14 protein-coding genes are annotated in these 18,042 nt (G+C 71.6%); 3 read left to right on the top strand and 11 right to left on the bottom strand.

The features are described 5' to 3' along the window. Positions 1-48: 48 nt before the first annotated feature. Both HG543_RS25810 and HG543_RS25815 read right to left on the bottom strand, forming a co-directional pair. Positions 49-450 (bottom strand): response regulator, encoded by a 402-nt coding sequence (locus tag HG543_RS25810; RefSeq protein WP_169347516.1) that lies wholly within the window; start codon positions 448-450, stop codon positions 49-51. After that, positions 447-3,020 (bottom strand): PAS domain S-box protein, encoded by a 2,574-nt coding sequence (locus tag HG543_RS25815; protein WP_169347517.1) that lies wholly within the window; start codon positions 3,018-3,020, stop codon positions 447-449. Before HG543_RS25815 ends, HG543_RS25810 begins: the two co-directional genes overlap by 4 nt. A gap of 417 nt (positions 3,021-3,437) precedes the next feature. Between HG543_RS25815 and HG543_RS25820 the strand changes: the two genes are divergently transcribed. Then, positions 3,438-4,655 carry a M20/M25/M40 family metallo-hydrolase gene (locus HG543_RS25820; RefSeq protein ID WP_169347518.1) on the top strand — a complete coding sequence of 406 codons (1,218 nt, stop codon included), beginning with the start codon at positions 3,438-3,440 and terminating at the stop codon, positions 4,653-4,655. Positions 4,656-5,056: 401 nt separating this feature from the next. On the opposite strand, the gene HG543_RS25825 is transcribed toward HG543_RS25820, so the two are convergent. The 4 genes from HG543_RS25825 to HG543_RS25840 form a co-directional block, all read right to left on the bottom strand. Further along, positions 5,057-5,524, bottom strand: coding sequence for a hypothetical protein (locus HG543_RS25825; protein WP_169347519.1), 468 nt, complete (start codon positions 5,522-5,524; stop codon positions 5,057-5,059). A 5-nt stretch (positions 5,525-5,529) separates the two neighbouring features. Continuing rightward, positions 5,530-6,585 (bottom strand): hypothetical protein, encoded by a 1,056-nt coding sequence (locus HG543_RS25830; RefSeq protein ID WP_171817983.1) that lies wholly within the window; start codon positions 6,583-6,585, stop codon positions 5,530-5,532. A gap of 75 nt (positions 6,586-6,660) precedes the next feature. Beyond that, complete coding sequence (locus tag HG543_RS25835; protein ID WP_169347521.1) at positions 6,661-7,212, bottom strand: response regulator transcription factor; 552 nt, start codon at positions 7,210-7,212, stop codon at positions 6,661-6,663. Then, complete coding sequence (locus HG543_RS25840; protein ID WP_169347522.1) at positions 7,199-8,587, bottom strand: ATP-binding protein; 1,389 nt, start codon at positions 8,585-8,587, stop codon at positions 7,199-7,201. Before HG543_RS25840 ends, HG543_RS25835 begins: the two co-directional genes overlap by 14 nt. Positions 8,588-8,766: 179 nt before the next feature. On the opposite strand from HG543_RS25840, the gene queD reads away from it, so the two are divergent. Continuing rightward, positions 8,767-9,165 carry a 6-carboxytetrahydropterin synthase QueD gene (queD, locus tag HG543_RS25845; RefSeq protein WP_169347523.1) on the top strand — a complete coding sequence of 133 codons (399 nt, stop codon included), beginning with the start codon at positions 8,767-8,769 and terminating at the stop codon, positions 9,163-9,165. A gap of 27 nt (positions 9,166-9,192) precedes the next feature. Here queD and HG543_RS25850 read toward each other — a convergent pair whose 3' ends face one another. The 3 genes from HG543_RS25850 to HG543_RS25860 all read right to left on the bottom strand — a co-directional run bounded on the left by HG543_RS25850 (position 9,193) and on the right by HG543_RS25860 (position 14,093). Further along, the gene (locus HG543_RS25850; RefSeq protein WP_169347524.1) at positions 9,193-10,734 is read right to left on the bottom strand and encodes a DUF1501 domain-containing protein; all 1,542 of its coding nucleotides are present in this window, start codon (positions 10,732-10,734) and stop codon (positions 9,193-9,195) included. A gap of 5 nt (positions 10,735-10,739) precedes the next feature. Beyond that, a complete protein-coding gene (locus tag HG543_RS25855) occupies positions 10,740-12,407 on the bottom strand; it encodes a DUF1800 domain-containing protein (RefSeq protein WP_169347525.1) in 1,668 nt (555 codons plus the stop codon). A 162-nt stretch (positions 12,408-12,569) separates the two neighbouring features. After that, the gene (locus HG543_RS25860; protein WP_169347526.1) at positions 12,570-14,093 is read right to left on the bottom strand and encodes an endo alpha-1,4 polygalactosaminidase; all 1,524 of its coding nucleotides are present in this window, start codon (positions 14,091-14,093) and stop codon (positions 12,570-12,572) included. Positions 14,094-14,265: 172 nt separating this feature from the next. On the opposite strand from HG543_RS25860, the gene HG543_RS25865 reads away from it, so the two are divergent. After that, positions 14,266-15,057, top strand: a complete 792-nt coding sequence (locus HG543_RS25865; RefSeq protein WP_169347527.1) for an SDR family NAD(P)-dependent oxidoreductase — start codon at positions 14,266-14,268, stop codon at positions 15,055-15,057. A gap of 10 nt (positions 15,058-15,067) precedes the next feature. Here HG543_RS25865 and HG543_RS25870 read toward each other — a convergent pair whose 3' ends face one another. Together HG543_RS25870 and HG543_RS25875 are read right to left on the bottom strand one after the other, a co-directional pair. Then, entirely contained in the window at positions 15,068-15,532 is a 465-nt protein-coding gene (locus HG543_RS25870) for a DUF5872 domain-containing protein (protein ID WP_169347528.1), read from the bottom strand. A gap of 116 nt (positions 15,533-15,648) precedes the next feature. Next, positions 15,649-18,042, bottom strand: a complete 2,394-nt coding sequence (locus tag HG543_RS25875) for a protein kinase domain-containing protein (RefSeq protein ID WP_169347529.1) — start codon at positions 18,040-18,042, stop codon at positions 15,649-15,651.

Genomic DNA, 18,042 nt, shown 5'->3' on the forward strand with positions numbered 1-18,042 from the left:
CCGCTCGCCCCTCCCACGGGCGGGAGAGCGGGCGGGGTTGCTTCGACCTCACGGCGCTCCGTGCGAGCGCGAGGCTTCGAGTCCCCCTTGACGCGCCATGAGACGGCCGACGGTGGCCAGCAGCGTGTCCACGTCGAACGGCTTGCCCAGCCAGGCCTCCGCGTCCACCTCGCGGGCTCGCAGCCGTGCGTCCTCGGCGGCGGTGACCACGACGACGGGGATGCGGTGGCCGTGCCGCGCGCGCAGCTCGCGGGCGAACGTCCACCCATCCATCACCGGCATGCGCATGTCGAGCAGGATGAGCCCGGGCAGCTCCCGCGCCAGCTCCGCCAGCGCCAGCTGGCCGTTGGCCGCCTGGGACACGCGGTAGCCCGCCATCTCCAGCGTGAGGGTGACGACCTCGAGGACATCCGGGTCGTCATCCACCACGAGCACATGGGCGCCGTTCATGCGGATGCACCTTCCTGTTCGTCTGGAGAGGAACGGGCCTTGCCCGGGGCGCGCGCCGCGAGCAGCGGCAGGCGGACGTGGACGGTGGTGCCCTCTCCCTCGCGGCTCTCCAGCGTGAGCCGGCCCCCGTGCTGCTGGATGATTTCCCGCGCGATGTAGAGCCCCACGCCCAGGCCTCCCCGGTCATGCTCCGTTCCCGAGTGGGGCCGGTAGAAGCGATGGAAGAGCCGGGCCTGCTTGGCCGAGGGAATGCCGATGCCCCTGTCCCGGATGCAGACCTCCGCTGCCTCGCCCCGGGCGGCGAGCACCACCTCCACGGGAGCGTCCGGCGGCGAATAGCGCAGGGCATTGTCGAGCAGCGCCACGAACACCTGCTCCAGCCGGGCCGGGTCTCCCCACACCAGCAGCGGCCCCTCCCCGTGCACGGAGATGCGCGCTCCCTGCCGCGTCTCGGACAGGCGCCGCGCGGTCTCCGCCACCAGCGAGCCCACATCCAGCGACTCCTCCACCAGCTGCATGCGCCGCAGGTGCAGCTGGGACACGTCCAGCAGCGTGCGCACCACCTGGTCGATGCGGTTGGCGCCCCGGTCGATGCCCTCCAGCATCCGGGCCAGCGTGGCGTCGCGGCCGGCCGCCGTCCGGAGCGCCAGCTGCGCGAAGGACTTCATCACCGTCACCGGCGTCTTCAGCTCATGAGCGGCCATGCGTACGAACTCGTCCTTGAGCCGGTCGAACTCCACCGCCTCGGTGATGTCATGGATGACCACCACCGCGGCGGACACCCGGCCGTCTTCGTCCGGAATGGGCGCCGCGTTCATGCGCAACACCCGCTCGCCTCCGGGCTTGGAGGCCCGGAGGTCGCATTCCCGGACCACCTCGCCACGAAGGGCGCGGAAGAGTGGCAGGTCCTCGCGCCGAAGCGGCACGCCCTCCATGTCACGCAGGGAACCGATGACGGGCGTCTTCGCGTCCGGTGCACACGCGGACTCCCCGCACATCCGCATGCCCGCTTGATTGACGAAGGAGAGCTGGCCGTCCTGGTCGGCCACGAAGACGCCCTCCAGCATGTTGTCCATGATGGCCCGCAGCTCACCGGAGCGGCGGCGCAGCTGGGCCAGCAAATCTCGCTGACGCTCGAGCATCCGCCGGCGCTCCTCCTCCGCCTGATGGCGCCCGGTGACGTCCGAGACGAAGGCGTAGACGCGGAACGTGCCGTCGTCGGCGCGCACCGCGGCGAGGCTCGCCTCCACGGGGAACACCGCCCCATCCCGGCGCATCGCCAGCGCCTCCAGGCGGCAGGACGGCAGCGCCGCCCCGCCCGAGTCGACGAGGCGCGCGAGCTGCTCGCGGCGCACGGGGCGGTCCTCGGGCCGGCAGACGAGCTCCACCGCCGGCTGGCCGAGGACGTCGTTCCGGGACCAGCCGAACATGCGCTCCGCGCTGCCATTCCACTCCACCAGCCGCCCCTCTCCATCCACCGCGGCCACGCCGTCCAGGGAGGTCTCCAGCACCTCGCGCAGCATCCGCTCGCTGCGCTCCAGCGCCTCCCGCTCCCGCTCCCGCTCCAGAAGTTCCCGGGACAGGTCGCGCACCCGCAGCGTGCGCACGCCGACCACGAGCCCGGCGAGCAGCCCTCCCCACATGAGCAGGCCCACGCCCTGGACGATGGCGTGCAGCCGGTGGGCCGCCGCGAAGAGATGGTCCGTGTCCGTGGAGACATACACGGTCCATCCGGCATCCCACACGGGGGCGGTATCGGTCCGCGGGTCTCCCGACAGCCCGTGCGCCGCCTCGTACGCGCGCAGGTCCTCGAGCGTCAGGTCCGACAGGACGCCCCTGGAGCCCAGCCGGCCCTGCGCTCGCGCCCATGCGACGAGTGACTCCTCTCTTGGGTGGGCGAAGAGGCGTCCGGAGCGGGTCACCACGTAGAAGGACTCCCGCACGGTTCTGTTCGCCCGCGTCACCAGGGCGCGAAGCCGCGGGAGCAGGATGTCCACGGAGACCACGCCCCGCTGCGTCCCGTCCGCGTCCAGGATGGGCAGGAGGAAGGAGGCGTAGACCCGGTCCACGTCGAAGTAGGGCTCGGTGAGGAAGGGCGCTCCTGCGGCCTTCAACCCCTGCTGGTACCAGGGGCGGCGGTGGTAGTCGTAGGCCGGCGTGGACCACTCGTAGGTGACGACGATGCGCGAGCTCTCGTCGGCCTCGCGGTGGGCATACGTCCCCACCCAGCGGCTGCGGGGCTCGAGCGCGTAGGGGGCGAACCACACGCCCACGCCGTAGGCATCCTCCGGCGGCGTGGAGGCCAGCGTGCCGCGCGCGAGCGACTCCACGGCGGAGCGCTCCCGCAGCGGCGCGGCGAGCGTCGCCAGGGTGCGCGTGGCCTGCTTCGCCGCCTGCAGGTGGGTGTGCAACTGGTCGGCGAGGTGGTCGGCGCGAGCCTCCTGCTGGAGCAGGGCCTCGCGCTCCAGGCTGGCGCCGACCACCCGGTCGAAGGCCACCAGCCCGGCGGTGAGGACGAGCCCCAGCCCCAGCGACAGCACCATCAACGGCCAGCGCGGCGAGCGCGACATGGCTTCCCTCCACGCGGCGGGCGGGGGGAGACATGCGGCGCCGCGCCCCGTCCGGTGAACCCATGCGGATGGCGTGGTGGGCATGGGCCCGAGCGGGTCTCCGCCCGTCGGCCCCCCCGTGCCCGGCCGGCTCCATTCCCCACGGAACCCGCTGGCGGGCGGAAGGAAGAGAGGCTCGGACCCATACCCTCAAGGTGGGAGACCCAAGGGGCCGAGGCAAGGGCTACCCCTCCAGGGCCGGGCCGCGTCCATTCGCCCCCAGGTCGGAGACTCCTGTTCACCACCTGATAGCCCCAATAAACAGTTTTTGTTAGAATTCTCGGAAAAGCAGGATCCACGCGCGGCAAGGGCCGCGTGGAGCGGCGCCCGCCGATGCAGCGCAACACCCCCATTCCCCGCCCCTGAGGAGCTGTGCGCATGAAGAAGCTGCTTCCCCTTTCCCTGATGCTGCTGAGCACCACCCCCGCCTTCGCCGAGCAGAAGAAGCCCGTCGCCCCGGACCGCGAGGTCTGGGTCAGCATCGGCGCGGATGCCGTGGCCCCCATGCGTGAGTCCTTCAAGAGCGTGGGCTGGGAGGAGCCCACCGCCATCGCCGCCAAGGACTCCGCGACGGTGTTCCGCCTGCGCGAGTCGCAGCTGGGGCGGCTGGCGACGCTGATGCACGAGCGATTCCACCGCTGCGCGGGCTTCATCACCTTCGACACGAAGGAGGAGGCCATTGCCGCGCTGGAGCCCGCTCCGGCGGTGGCTCCGCAGAACCTGGTCACCTACACGCTCGACAACGCGGCCACCGTCAACACGCTGATGGGCGCGGCGACGGAGGCGAACGTGCGCAGCACCATCACCTCGCTGTCGAGCTACACGACGCGCTACTACACGTCGCAGACGGGCGTGGACGCGGCCAACTGGCTGCGGACGAGGTGGCAGAGCTTCGTGCCCAGCACGCGCACGGACGTCACGGTGGAGCTGTACCGGCACACGGGCTGGGCCCAGCCGTCCGTCATCCTCACCATCCGCGGCACCACGCTGCCCAACGAGGTGGTGGTGGTGGGCGGCCACCTGGACTCCATCAACCAGTCGGGCACCGCCGCGCCGGGCGCGGATGACGACGCCTCGGGCGTGGCGTCCTTCACCGAGGTCATCCGCGTGGCCATGGCGCGCAACTACCGGCCGCAGCGCACGGTGAAGTTCATGGCCTACGCCGCGGAAGAGGTCGGCCTGCGCGGCTCGCGGGAGATTGCCGCCTACCACAAGAACAACGGCATCAACGTGGTGGGCGTCCTGCAGCTCGACATGACGAACTACAAGGGCTCGGCGTCGTACGACGTGGGCATCGTCACCGACAACACCAACGCCGCGCAGAACACGTTCCTGCGCAACCTCATCACCACGTACGTGAAGATTCCGCACACCAACACCTCGTGCGGCTACGGGTGCTCGGACCACGCCTCGTGGACGGGCCAGGGCTTCGCCGCGTCCATTCCCTTCGAAGCCACGGTGAGCGCGGGCAGCCCGTACATCCACACCTCGGGCGACACGCTGGCCCGCTCGGGCGGTACCGCGAACCACGCGCTGAAGTTCACGAAGATCGCCGCCGCGTACGTGGCCGAGCTGGCCAAGGGCACCGCGCAGTAGCCGGTGCTTCACGGGCCTCCGCTTCCTTGGCGGAGGCCCGCCGCGCGGTCGCCGGCATCCGCGTCACGCGCCTTCGCATCCTGGCGGAGGCTGCCATGTGGAGCCGTCTCCCTGCCTCATGTGCCTCCGCTCCCTCGCGGAGGCACGCCGCCCACCGTGTCCGCTCATTCTCCGGCAGACGCCGCGCCGTTCGCCTTCCGGGACCTCCTTCGCGTCGGCCTCGGCCGCGCGCGCCGCGCGAGAACCGGGCGCGTGGGCTCCGTCGGGAGCGTGCCCGGCAGGCCACGCGGCGTGTCGCCCGCCTTCGGAGCCGGCATCGCGGGCAGCATCATCAACATCCAGAGGACGTCGAGCATCGGTGACCTCACGGTGCGGAGCAGGTCCGCGTGGGAGAGAGGGCTTCAGAAGCCTCGGAACAAGGGTCGGCCGTGGGACAACCCGGGCCAGGGAATTCCCAGCGCGACGAAGAGCAGCGTCACCAGGAGCCCCACCGCCCACACCCGGTGCCGCGCCCGGGGTGTCTCGGCGCGGCGGCTGAGTGCGGACGCCACGTGCGCCGCGGTGAGCGCCAGGAGCATCATCACCGGGTGCTCCACGGTGAAGAACCGCAGGAACGAGACGGACATGCTCGCCCGGAACGCCTCCATCGTCCTCGGCGTGAGCGGGCTGAGCACCGTGTAGAGCGTCAGCCCGAGCAGCAGCTGCAGGTCGAACGCGGAGACGAAGAGCAGCTGGAGGCGCCGGTCGGAGCGCGTCCAGTCACGGCCGCGCAGCCAGCCCGTCAGGGACCTGGCGAGCGTCAGCACTCCGAGCACGACCACGCCCCAGCGCAGCCACGAGTGGAGGAAGAGGACGGTGGAATAGAGCATGTCGTTCACCTGCCGGCCCGAGCGGGCATGGCTTCAATCCACCGCTGGAGGAGCGCCATGGCCCGCTCGTCCACCACGCGCGTGCCCAGCGGCGGCATCTGCGCGGCATCCCCACGCCGGGCCATGCGGTGCAGCAGCGTGCTGTGCTTCGCGTCTCCGGGCGTCAATCGCTTGGACTCGCCGCCGAACAGGCCCGAGGTCTGGAAGAGGGACTTCACGCCCACCGCCGTGTGCCAGGTGTCCGTCTGCGTCACGGCGCCGAGCTCACCGGCCTCCAATCGCAGGTGGAGCCCGGACGTGCTCCCGAGCGCGTGGAGGTTCACGTTGTGGCACGACACTCCGCAGTTCATGTGCAGGTAGCCCAGGGCCTCCGCCTCCACCGGCGTGCCCGGCACACGGAGCGCCTGGGTGGGCGCGTGGGTGAGGAGTCCCTCCTGGACGAGCCGCTCCAGCGTCAGGCCTCGCGCGTCCGGATGCGCGAGCGCCACCGCCTCGAAGCCGAGCACGCCATCCGCGCGCCCGCCGTGGCACGTCAGACAGTCCGCCTGCGAGGGGATGTCCCAGTCATTCGTTCCGGGGACGCGCTGCTCGCCGTCGGGCAACTCCAGCGCGGTGCGCTCGTCCTTGCTCCAGCGATACGTCGTCCGCAGCCACGTGCCGTTGGGCCGCTTCCACAGGAAGCGCGTCTCGATGCGGCGGCCCTTCCAACTGAACTCCTTCCAGAGCTTCGTCCCCACGGGGAAGCGCCACTCGTCCATCCGCGAGGTATCCACCCGGGTGCCCGGCGGCAGGAAGATGAAGCGCGACTTGTCCAGCCCGTCGCTCCACAGCTGGAGCCCGGGCGTGAAGGGCCGCACCTCGGGAGGCACCGTCTTCGTCGCCCAGCCCGTGCCGCCCTCACCGTAGAGGCCCGTGCAGGCCAGGTGCTGGAGTCCCTCGCAGCGGATGCCGCCGTCCGTGGCACTCCATCCGGAGACTTCCGGTGAAGACTTCCGGTTGCAGCCCCAGCCGGACAGCACCGCGAGGATGAGAAAGAACGCGCCTGTGCGCGGAGTGGACATCGAGCCTCCCGACATGCGCCACCCTAACGGCGCACCCGGAGCGCTTCGTGCGTCTTGATGACGCACCCCACGGACTCACTTGGGCACGGGGTGCTTGGCCAGCTTGCGCTGCAGGCTGCGACGCTGGATGCGGAGCAGCCGCGCGGCCTGGGAGATGTTGCCGCCACAGTCCGCGAGCACCCGCTGGATGTGCTCCCACTCCGCGCGCGCCAGCGAGGGCACCTCGTGCTCCCGGGCCACCGCCTGGCCCTCGGGCAGCGTGGCCCCGGCGAAGGCCAGCAGGATGTCGTCCACGTCCGCCGGCTTCGGCAGGTAGTGCGTGGCCCCGCGCCGCACCGCCTCCACCGCCGTGGCGATGCTCCCGTACCCCGTGAGCACCACCATCGTCGTGCGCGCGTCCAGCGCCTTCAGCTCGCGCACCAGGTCCAGCCCGGAGCCATCCGGCAAGCGCAGGTCGATGACCGCGTATCCCGGCCGCAGCTCCCGGGCGCGCTCCAGCCCCTCGGCCGCGTTCGCCGCCCCGTGCGCCTCGAAGCCGTGCCGGCCGAATGCCCGCACCAGCCGCTCGCGATACGTCTCGTCATCGTCGACGACGAGCACCGTGAGGGGCAGCTCACCCCGTGACATGGACGGCCTCCGTGCCGCAGCTCGGCAGCTCCAGCGTCACCCGCGTGCCCTGGCCCTCCTCGGACGTCAGCTCCAGCCGGCCCCCGCACAGCTCGGCGTACGTCTGGCTCAGGAAGAGCCCCAGCCCCATTCCCTGCCCCGCGGGCTTGGTGGTGAAGAACGGCTCCCCCAGCCGAGCCAGCAGCGCGCGCGGCACACCGGTGCCCTGGTCCTCCACCGTGAAGCACAGGCGCTCTCCCGCCCCGCGCACCGTGACGGTGACGGGCGCCTGGGTGGCGTCACTCGCCTGCAGGCCGTTGCGCACCAGGTTCGCCAGCACCTGCACCAACCCTCGCACCGGGCACGACAGCGACAGGTCCGGGCCCGCGTCGAAGCGCACGCGCGCCAGCTCCGCCGCGCCGAGCTGCTCCCGCAGCCGCGCCAGCACCGCGCCCGTCGTCGTCCGCTCGGGCACCTCGCCCATCGACCGGCCCGCCCTCGCGCTCATGCGCTCCAGGATGTCCCGGCACCGCTCCACCTCGTCGCGGATGAGGCGCGCGTCCTCCAGCGCCTCGTGCGGCTCCTCCAGGATGAGCGACTCCAGCTCGTTGGCGGCGATGGCGATGGTGCCCAGCGGCGAGCCCAGCTCGTGCGCCGCGCCCGCCGCCAGCGTGCTCAGCGACGCGAGCTTCTCCGCGCGCGCCGTGAGCTGCTGCGCCCGCACCACCGCCTCGTGGCGCTCCCGCAGCGCCGCGGACACCCGCGCCACCACGAACGCGATGACCCCGGCGGTGAGCACGAAGGCGATCCACATGCCGAGCAGGTGCAGCGACTCCGCCTCCCCCGCCCTTCCGTGCAGGTGCGTGGCCCGGGGCAGCGTCACGTGGAAGGCGAAGAGGCTCGCGTAGCCCAGCACGGCCAGCAGCGCGATGCGCACCGTCCAGCGCGGGCCCAGCACGAGCGCGGCCAGCGTCACGTGGACGAGGTACAGCATGCCGAACGGATTGGCCGGCCCTCCGGAGAGCGCCAGCAGCCCCGTCAGCAGCAGCAGGTCGAACGCGAGCACGCCGCCCAGCACGCCGGGGCGCACGGTGGACGCTCGGGCGAGCCAGTGCGCGAGGAGCAGGTTGCTCACCGCCGTCGTCGCCACCAGCGCCAGCAGCGGCGCCACCGGCAGGTCCAGCCCCAACCCGCGCGTGGCGACGAGCACCGTCAGCGCCTGCCCGGCCGCCGCATGCCAGCGCAGCCGCACCAGCCAGCCGAGCGCGATGGCACAGGAAGAGACACGCGCCACCACCTCCCGGGCCGAGTGGCGGAAGGAGTAGCGAAGCGGCTCGGAGGTCCGCGGCAAGGCCCCGGATGGAACCGCGCGGGCGTCGGTCGGCACGCTGGACACGCTCCCTTCTTAATCCGCCGGGTCCCCGGGTGTATGCGTCAAGTTGACGCACGGCCTCCGTCATTGCTCTCGGAGTGCGAGGCCCCGTTCTTCCCACGGGCAGGCGTCACGCGTACAGCTGCCCGAGGGGGTTACCTTTCCTCGACTCCCGTGCGCGGCGGGATTACAAGGCGCGCACGATGGAGACCCGCCCTGCAAAGAAGCCCGTGCTCGTGACTGAAATCTCGCGGGCATTCACCTTCGAGGCCGCGCACCGGCTGCCCAACGTGCCCGAGGGGCACAAGTGCTCCCGGATGCACGGGCACAGCTACAACGTGGAGGTCACCATCCGCGGCCCCTTGGACCCCCGGCTCGGGTGGATTGTCGACTTCGCCGAGCTGACCGCCGCCTGGCAGCCCCTTCACGCCCAGCTCGACCATCGGACCCTGAACGACGTGCCCGGCCTGGAGAACCCCACGAGCGAGCTGCTGGCCGCCTGGATTTTCGAGCGCCTGACCTTCCCCGGAGCGCGCGTCGTGAAGATTCGCGTCGCGGAGACCTGCACGTCCGCATGCACCGTCTACCCCGCCGAGGACTGAGGCGACCGCCTCCCGGGCCCTCCCGGCCTACGCATCCGGCAGCATGAAGCCCACCCGGTATGAGCGCATGGGCGACGGCAGGCGCCGCGCGGTGGCCGCCGCCACGTAGCCCGCGATGTTGGGGAACACGTAGTCGCGTTCCGCGGCGGTGTTGAGCCCCAGCCAATGCGCGAGGCTGTAGGCGTACTGGTCCACCGTCAGCGAGGGAATCCACCGTCCCCTGGCGTCGACGGTGTCGGGATTGTTCACCGCGTCGCCCAGGTCCAGGTTGGGGAAGGCGCCGTAGAGCCGGCGGCCCTGGACGCGTTCTCCCAGGACGAGGCAGTGGTTGCCCCAGGCGTGGTCGGTGCCCCGATCGGAGTTCTCCACCAGCGTCCGGCCGAACTCGCTCATCGTGAAGAGCGTGGCCTGCGGCGGCGTCGCCCCGAAGACGCCCGACGCGCGCAGCAAATCCACGGACTGATGGAAGGCCGCCAGCGCGAAGTCCAGCTGCGCGAGCAGCGCGTCCTGCGTCCCGCGCTGCCCCTCGTGGGTGTCGAAGCCGCCGAGCCCCACCGAGAACACCTGCCGCCGGAGGCCCAGCCCGCCTCTCGCGGTGGGCATGGCGCCGGCCAGGAGGTCTCGCAGCACCTGGTAGAGCTGCGTGTGCAGTGACCAGCCCGAGCTTTCCTTCGCGGGCGGGACGAACAGGGCGTCAATCGCGTCGCGCCGGGCCTTGGGGAGCGCGTTCCACGCCGCCTCGCGCGCCGCTGCTCGCGAGGTGGCGAAGGCGTGCGCCGTGGTGAACACCCCGCCGTAGGACTTCTCCAGGGTGACGTTGTTATCGATGGCCATCACCTCTGAGAGCGCCGCGTTCTGGAGCGCGTTGAAGTGGGCGTCGCCCGTCTGGCGGAAGGCGAGCGTGCCGCTCTTCGGCAACATCATCGGCTGGCGCACCGCGCCCGCGGCGAAGTGTGGCTTGCCTCCGAACGAGAGCACCTCGGGGTACTCGCCCGGGTTGAGCCCGTGGAGCTTGTCCGCCACGCGGCCCCCCCACCCGGTGACCTTGCCAATGAGGGCCAGCGGCAGCGTGACGGTGGAGGGGTTGGCGATGGCGCTCGCCCACGCGTCCTGCTGGTCACTGTGGGAGAAGAGACTGTCCGGCCGGGCCACCGCGCCGGACGTGTAGTCCGCCTTCAGCATGGGCAGCACCTGCGGGCCCACGTTGCACACCACGGCGGCGCGCCCCTGCTCGAAGAGCGCCCTCAACCGCGTGAGCGCTGGGTGCAGGCCGTAGGCGCGCGCCGGCAGGCCCACCGGGTTGATGGGCAGCAGCGACGCATGCTCCAAGCCCACGATGGGCCGCGCCGCGCGGTACTGCGCGAAGGGGGTGCTCGTCAGCGGGACGAGGACGTTGTTGCCGTCATTGCCTCCCAGAAGGAAGACACACACCGCGGCGCGGTAGCCCGCGTAGCCGGACAGCGTGGCGGCGCTCGCCTCGCCCAGCCACCTGGGCATCGTGGCCGCGGCGGCGAGGAAGCCCAGGCAGCTGGATGCCCCCTGGAGGAAGCTGCGTCGGGAGAAGGTCATGGCGCTCACCGCTGGATCTGGAACTCGGGGGAAAGCGACGTGAGGAACAGGGCCAGCTTCTTCCTTCGCGTCATGTCGCCCGCGCGCGGGTCGGTGATGGCGTTGTAGACGGCGACCTCGAGGTCGGACGACATGGTGTCGTGCAGCAGGTAGCGCCCCAGCCAGAGCGTCAAGTCATCGGGGTCCGCCGGCAACACGTGGATGTTGATGTCGATGCCGTCGGTGACCGGTGTCGCGTAGAGCAGCTCGTGCACGAAGTTGGTGCGCGCGGTGAGGGTGGTGGTGTCGAGAATGGCGAACTCGGGGCCGAGCAGGCCGTTGCCTCCGGGGGCGGGGGCGTTGGGCGGGTAGTAGCTGAAGACCGAGTACGGCCGGGGCACCTGCTGGCCCTGCGCGCGGCTCCAGAGGTTGAGCTTCATGCCCGGGTCCTTCCCCTCGGACATGTCCAGCCGCACGTTCAGCCACCGGACGACGTTGGTGATGAACAGCGCGGGCGGGCGCAGGTGCCCGTAGGTGGCGTACTGGGCCAGCGGCGGCCTCGGGCCGCGCGCCTCGTTGTCCGTGAGGATGGCGCTCACCACGGCGCGCAGGTCCCCGCGCACGCCACTGCCGTTGTTCTTGAAGACGTTCACCACCCGTCGGACGTACGCGGGGCTGGGGTTGCTGGTGACGAGGTGCTGGATGAGCTGCTTGCAGATGAACGGCGGGAGGTTGGGGTCCGCGAAGACGTTGTCCAGCGCCTGCTCCAGGTGCTGCGCCGCGGTCCCCCCGGCCGTCGTCGACACGCCGCGCAGGAGCACCTGCGCGCTGGAGTCGTGATTCACGTCGCAGGCCATCAACGGCCGCGCGTAGCTGGCCGGGTTCGAGCGGCCCACGGTGGGACAGGTCGGGCCGTGATAGGTCCACCCGGAGAGCGCGCGGGCGAAGGCCTGGACGTGGGCCTCGGTATAGGCCGGAATCGGCGCCCCTTCCGCGTCGAGCTGCTGGGTGCCGTCCTCGTTCAGCTTGTGGAGCCCGAGCGTGAAGAGCTGGAGCAGCTCCCGCGCGTAGTTCTCGTTGGGAGCGACGGGCTTGCCGTTCGGCCTGAAGGCCTTGTTGTTCGCCATGTCGAGGTACGTCCCCATGGCGGGGCTCTTCGTGAGGGCCTCCAGGAGCTGGCGGAAGTCGCCGAACGCATTCGAGGACAGCAGGTTGAGGTACTCCGCCATCGCCAGCTTGGACTCGGACTCGGGGGTGCTTTTGATGTCCGGGATGTCCCACTGGGAGACGACGAAGATCTGACTCAGCGCGAACGCCATCCGCTGGCGGAGCTGGTCCTGGCCCCTGACGGCGTTGACGAAGAACTGCGCGCCCAGATCCCTGCTCTCCGTCCTGCCGTCGAACATGGAGCGGGGCGCGTTGAACTGGTCCGTGAGGGATTGGGTGATGCCCACGGAGACCACGCGCTCCACCGAGTCGATGGGCGGCGTCGCCGCGCCGTTCGCCAGGCGCGGGCCGAAGGTGGCCTGCTCCAGGAAGCGGATGGCGTTCTCCTCGGAGGGCCGCTCCAGCGACTCGATGGGCTGCCGCTGCTCCGCGAGCGGCTCGGCGGATGGACTTGCTTCGGACGGTGCGTCCTCCGGCGCGCACGCGGATGCGAGCACGGCGAAGGCCAGGGCATGGCGACAGGTCATCCGGGCTTCTCCTTCGACGGTGCGCAGGCACGGACTCAAAAACTCGCCGGGAGAAATATGTATCTCTCCAGTGCAAGTGAATCCGACTGGCACTGAAGGGCGACCCGTCCGGATGCACGGGCCGCCCCCTCAGACCGTGGCGCGAGGAGCCGGGTGACGCGGCTACTGCGGGTCCCAGCCGGCGTTCACCGTCACGCGGTCCAGCGCGCGCACGGTGACGTAGGGGACGAAGCCCGCGGCGCGCGAGCGGGTGTACGCGTCCGCCACGTGCGCGGCCTGCACCGCGTAGTCGACGGAGAGCACCAGCTTGCCTGCTGCACGCACGCGCGCGGCGTTGGCCCGGTTCTCCGCGCACCAGTCCTGGCTGCACGCCACGTCATCGGACCAATACATGTCCTCCATGCCCAGCCCGTCCATGGCCGCGAGATAGCCCGGGTAGTCGACCAGCTCGGGCGAGTTCTGCGGCATCACCTTGAAGGCGGGGTTGCGGGCCTTGGCATAGGTGTTGATGCGCGCGATGAGGGCCACCATCTTCCGCGCGAGGTCGTCGCGGTTGGTGCCCGCGGCGTTGGCGGGAATCTCCTCGTACGTCACCACCATGTCGAGGTAGCAGCCGGTGAAGCCCGCCGCGAGCGCGCGGTCGATACGCCCCTGGACGATGGGCCACCAGCGCTCGTCCCAGTACTTCACGTACTGCTCGTCCGGCCACCCGGACACCGGCCCCAGCTTCAGGTCCGCGGGCACCAGCGGCCACTCGGGGCGGTACTCCTCGATGGCGCCAATCTCGAAGTACGCGAGCACCTGCTTGCCCGTGGCCTTCAGCGCCGCGATTTCGGCCGCGGTGAAGTAGTCGCTGTGCCCGTCACGCGCCAGCTCGATGACGGCCAGGTCGAACTTCGAGGCGGCAATCTGGTCCAGCCGGCCATTGGCGTAGTTCGTCAGCTGGTACGTGAAGCTGTTCACGCCCGTCCAAGGCCCGGAGGTGCCACCATCCGTGGGCGTGCCCGCGTCACCCGGCGTGCCGGCGTCGCCCGGAGTGCCCGCGTCCACGGACGTGCCCGCATCACCCGGAGTGCCCGCGTCCGTCGGTGCTCCCCCGTCCGTGTCCGCCACCTGGACGCGCACCACCCACAGGTCGAGCAGCGAGGCATCCGCGGAGGACTCGGTGCGGTAGCGCAGCCTCACGGGGCCACCGCTGAGGAAGCGGCCCACCGGCGCGGGGAGCGCCAGCGACGTCGCCGTCCACTGCCACGAGCGGGCGAACACGTTGTCCCCCACCACCACCCACGCGCCCGCCGTGTAGTCCCACGCCTCGAACACCCAGCGCATGTCCACCTTGGCCGGGCCGCGGTAGTTCACCCCCACCTCGGCGGCCAGCACCGTCGCCGCGCTCACTCCCGCCGGCAGCGGGTAGCTGCACGTAACGGACGTGTTGGGCGAGAACTCCACGTACTCCAGCCAGCGGTCCTGCGTGCCCGTGAGCGTCTGGGTGGCCAGCCCCTGCACACCCTGCCCCGAGCCGATGGAGCCCCGCGCCACCTGCAGCGTGGAGCACGTGAGCGTGGTCGCGTTGGCGAGGACCGCCGCGTCCACTTCTCCCACCTCCGGCTGCGTGGGCGGACTTCCACCACAGGCGGCGAGCACGGCGAGCAGCAACCCCGATACCCCGTTGATGACACGTTTCATGAGGGCTCCCAGAAAAGGAGCGCGGCTCCGGGAATCTTTCCGGCGCGCTCCGTTGGTCCGGTGTCGGCATAGAGCACCCGCATCCAGGAGAGACAAGGCTCCACGCCAGGCGTCCTGGGTCCGCGTACTTGCAACCGCGGAACATCCGCGAACACCACAGAGGAACAGGGTCATGGGAATTCTCACGGGGAAGGTCGCCATCGTGACGGGCGCGAGCTCGGGCATTGGCTTCGGGACGGCGCTGGCGCTGGCGGCGGAGGGAGCGCGCGTGGTGGCGAGCGCGCGGCGCGCGGAGCAGGGCGCGAAGCTCGTGTCGCTCATCAAGGACCGGGGCGGCGAGGCCACGTGGGTGAGCGCCGACATGCGCGTGGAGAGTGACATCCAGGCGCTGGTGAAGGCGGCCGTGTCCCAGTACGGGCGGCTGGACTGTGCCTTCAACAACGCCGGCACGGGCTACATGAAGCCGATGCACGAGATGACGAACGAGGAGTACGCCACGGTGATGGACATCAACGTGCGCGGCGTCTTCTGGTGCATGAAGTACCAGGTGGAGGCCATGCTCGCCACGGGCGGCGGCTCCATCGTCAACTGCGCCTCCGTGGGGGCGACGGGCGCCTTCCCCGGGCTCGCCGTCTACAACGCGAGCAAGGCCGCCGTCGTCGCGCTGTCACGCAGCGCCGCGGTGGAGTACGCGCAGAAGGGCATCCGGGTGAACGCGGTGAGCCCCGGCGTCATCGAGTCGGAGCTGGCCACCACGGGCTGGCGCCTGGATGAGCCGCAGGGCCGCGCCTTCGCCTCGTCGCTGCACCCGATGAATCGCGTGGGCACACCCGACGAGGTGGGCCAGGTCGTCGCCTTCCTCTTCAGCGACAAGGCGTCCTTCCTCACCGGCCAGGACGTGGCGGTGGACGGCGGCCTGCTGGCGACGGCCAACGGCGCCACGCTGATGATGAACGCGCGCTGAGCCGCGGCTTTCAGCGCCGGGTGGCCTTCTTGCGCGCGGTCCTCGCGGCGGTGGTGTTCCTCACGAACTGCTTGCCGGCCCGCGAGCCCGCGCGCTTGCGGCGCTCCGTGGCCTGCTTCTGGGCGGGGGTGAGCCGCGCCCAGGCCTTCTTCGGCAGGTAGCGCGAGGTGGTGCTCCCGCGACGGGCCCGGGTGCTCCCCTCCTTCGTCTGCCACTCCTCCTTCCCCCAGGACTCGAGCGACTTCTGCTTCGTGCCCCTGCCGCCGCTGTAGCCACCGCCGGCCTTCTTGTACTCGGCGGCCACGAGCTGGGCCTTGCGCGCGCTCCACTGGCCGGGCCGGCCTCCCTTGCTCCCGCGCTGGATGCGCTCCTTGATGCGCTCGCGCAGCTCCGGGTTCGTATAGCGGGTGCCCGAGGCGCGCTTCGCGGCACCACGGGACGACACGCGCGTGCGTGGGCTCTTCCTCGCGGCCATGAAAGCGCTCCTTCCCTCTCCGGGCTTACCGTCAGAGGTGGTGACCCCGGGCACGGCTGGCAACCGGGCCTCCGGGGAGCCCGGGCTGGAAGCCGAGCGCCCGGCGGCCTCCCTGCTCAGGCGGACCAGATGGCTTCCACGCGCGCGCGCACCTTGCGGCGGGCCTCGGCGAAGCCGGGCAACGGCCGCAGCGGCGCGAGCGCCGGGCAGCGGTCCATCCACTCCAGGTCGATGAGCGCCGTGTCCGCGGCCTGATGGAGGTACGGCAGCGCCCGCTCCGGCGCGCCCCGGAGGCAGAGCTGCTCGGTGGCCATCTGGCGCAGGAGCGACGCGAAGCGCGGGTTGAGCTTCCGGGCGAGGAGCCCGTCGAGGGACGCCATCGCACCGTCCGCGTCCAGCTCGCCCAGCACGAGGCCGCAGTAGGCCAGCGCATGGGCCGCGATGGGGTTGGGGTCCTCGCGCAGCGCGTCCTGGCACCGGCGCACCTCGTCGAGCGCGCCCGTCCAGGCGGCGACGCGCATGCGCAGGATGAGCGTGGGCAGGGCCAGCAGCGGCTGCGCCTCCAACCGCTCCATGCACCAGCGATACGTGTCCAGCTCGCCTCGCATCGCGCCGCAGCGGGCGACTTCAATCAGCGCGATGGACAGCCCGGGCTCCAGCGCATGGGCGAGCTTCAGCCGCTCCATGCCCTCACCCGCGCGGCCCGCTTCGCATTGGAGGTTGCCGAGCACCTGCAGCGCGAAGGCGAAGGTGGGCGCCCGATCCAGCGCGTCGCGCAGCGCCACCACCGCGTCGCGCAGCCGCCCCTCCTGGATGGCCAGGAGCGACTGCGCGAGCCGCGTCTCCGCCAGGTCCGGCGCCAGCCGCGAGGCACGCTCCAGGCTGACGCGGCCCACCGCGTCCCAGTCGCGCTCCGAGTCGGTGGCGCGCAGGAACCCCGCCCGCAGCGAGGCCACGGCGTGCTGCGCCACGGCCGGCAGGAATCCCGGTGCCAGCGAGAGGACGTGCTCCAGCGGCGTCACCGTCTCGTCCACCATGGAGCGCGGCATGATCCGGACCCGCGACAACACCTGCCGGTAGAGCGCCAGCGCCTCGTCGGGGGCGGCGTCGCGGTAGCGCAGGATGAGCAGCTCGTTGCGCAGCGCCTCCGTCACGCGCTGGGACAGCCGGTCCTGGAGCGCGAACAGGTCCTCGTCCGTGTCGTCGAAGCGGCCGCTCCAGCGCTGGGTGCCCGACGCGCCTTCCACCAGCCGCAGCGTGGCGCGCACCGTCCTGCCCAGCGACTGCACCGTCCCGTCCACCAGCAGCTCCACGCCCAGCTCGCGCGCGGCCACCCGGGGGTCGCGCTCCTGGCGGAAGCGCTGCGTGGCCCCGCTGCTCTGCACCCGCAGGCCGGCCGTGCGCGACAGCAGGTCGATGAGCGCGTCGCTCACCCCGTCGCCCAGCGCCTCGTGCTCGCGCGGGCCCGAGTAGCGCAGCGGCAGCACCGCCACCGACTGCTCGCTGGAGCGCAGCGGCGTGCGCGGCGTCGAGCGCGTGCCGGTGGGCGTCACGGACGCGAGGGCGCCTCCGGTGGTGGTACCCACGGGCGTGGGAGGGCCATGCACCTCCACCGGCTCACCCGCGGAGACGAGCCAGTCCCGCAAGGCCGCCGCCACGGCGAGGGCGCTCTCGGGCCGGCCCTCGCGCTCCCGGGACAGGCAATGCAGGACGAGCTCCGCGAGCACGTCGGGCACCGCCGCCCGCGAGCGCGGATCCGGAGGCGGCTGGCGCAGCCGGGCGAAGGCCACGGCCATGGCCGACTCGCCGGTGAAGGGCGGCTCGCCGGTGAGCAGGTGGTAGAGCACCAGGCCCATGGCGTAGAGGTCCGCCCGCGCGTCGACCTCGCCGCTCTCCAGCTGCTCCGGCGCCATGTACAGGGGCGTGCCGACGAGGCCCTGCGTGCGCGAGGACGCCTCGCCCGCCACCGCGCGGGCGATGCCGAAGTCGGTGAGCACCACGCGGCCCCCGGCCTCCACCAGGACGTTGGCCGGCTTGAGGTCCCGGTGGACGACACCGGCCGCGTGCGCCGCGGCGAGGCCCTCGCACAGCGCCAGCGCGATGCGCGCGGCCCTCGCAGGAGACAGGGCGCGCTCGCGGTCCAGCAGCGCCTGGAGGTTCTCCCCGTCCACGAACTCCATGGTGAGGAAGAGGCGCCCGGCGTGCTCGCCCAGGTCGAAGGTCCGCGCCACGTGGTGGTGCGAGACGCGGCGGGCCAGCCGGACCTCGCGGCGGAAGCGCTCCAGCCACTCGGGCGCCAGCGCGGGGCCCACCTCCAACATCTTCAGCGCCACCACGTCGCCCACCAGCGTGTCGCGCACGCGGTACACGGCGCCCATGCCGCCCCGCCCCACGAGGCCCAGCAGCTCGTAGCGGCCCGCGAAGACCTCTCCCGGCCCCGAGGTGACTTCCGGGGCGGGGGGCTTCTGGGGGGTGAGCAGCGTCGCGTCGGCGCCGGTGGGGTCTTTCAC

Origin of the sequence: Pyxidicoccus fallax, assembly GCF_012933655.1 — a bacterium.
GTDB lineage: Bacteria > Myxococcota > Myxococcia > Myxococcales > Myxococcaceae > Myxococcus > Myxococcus fallax.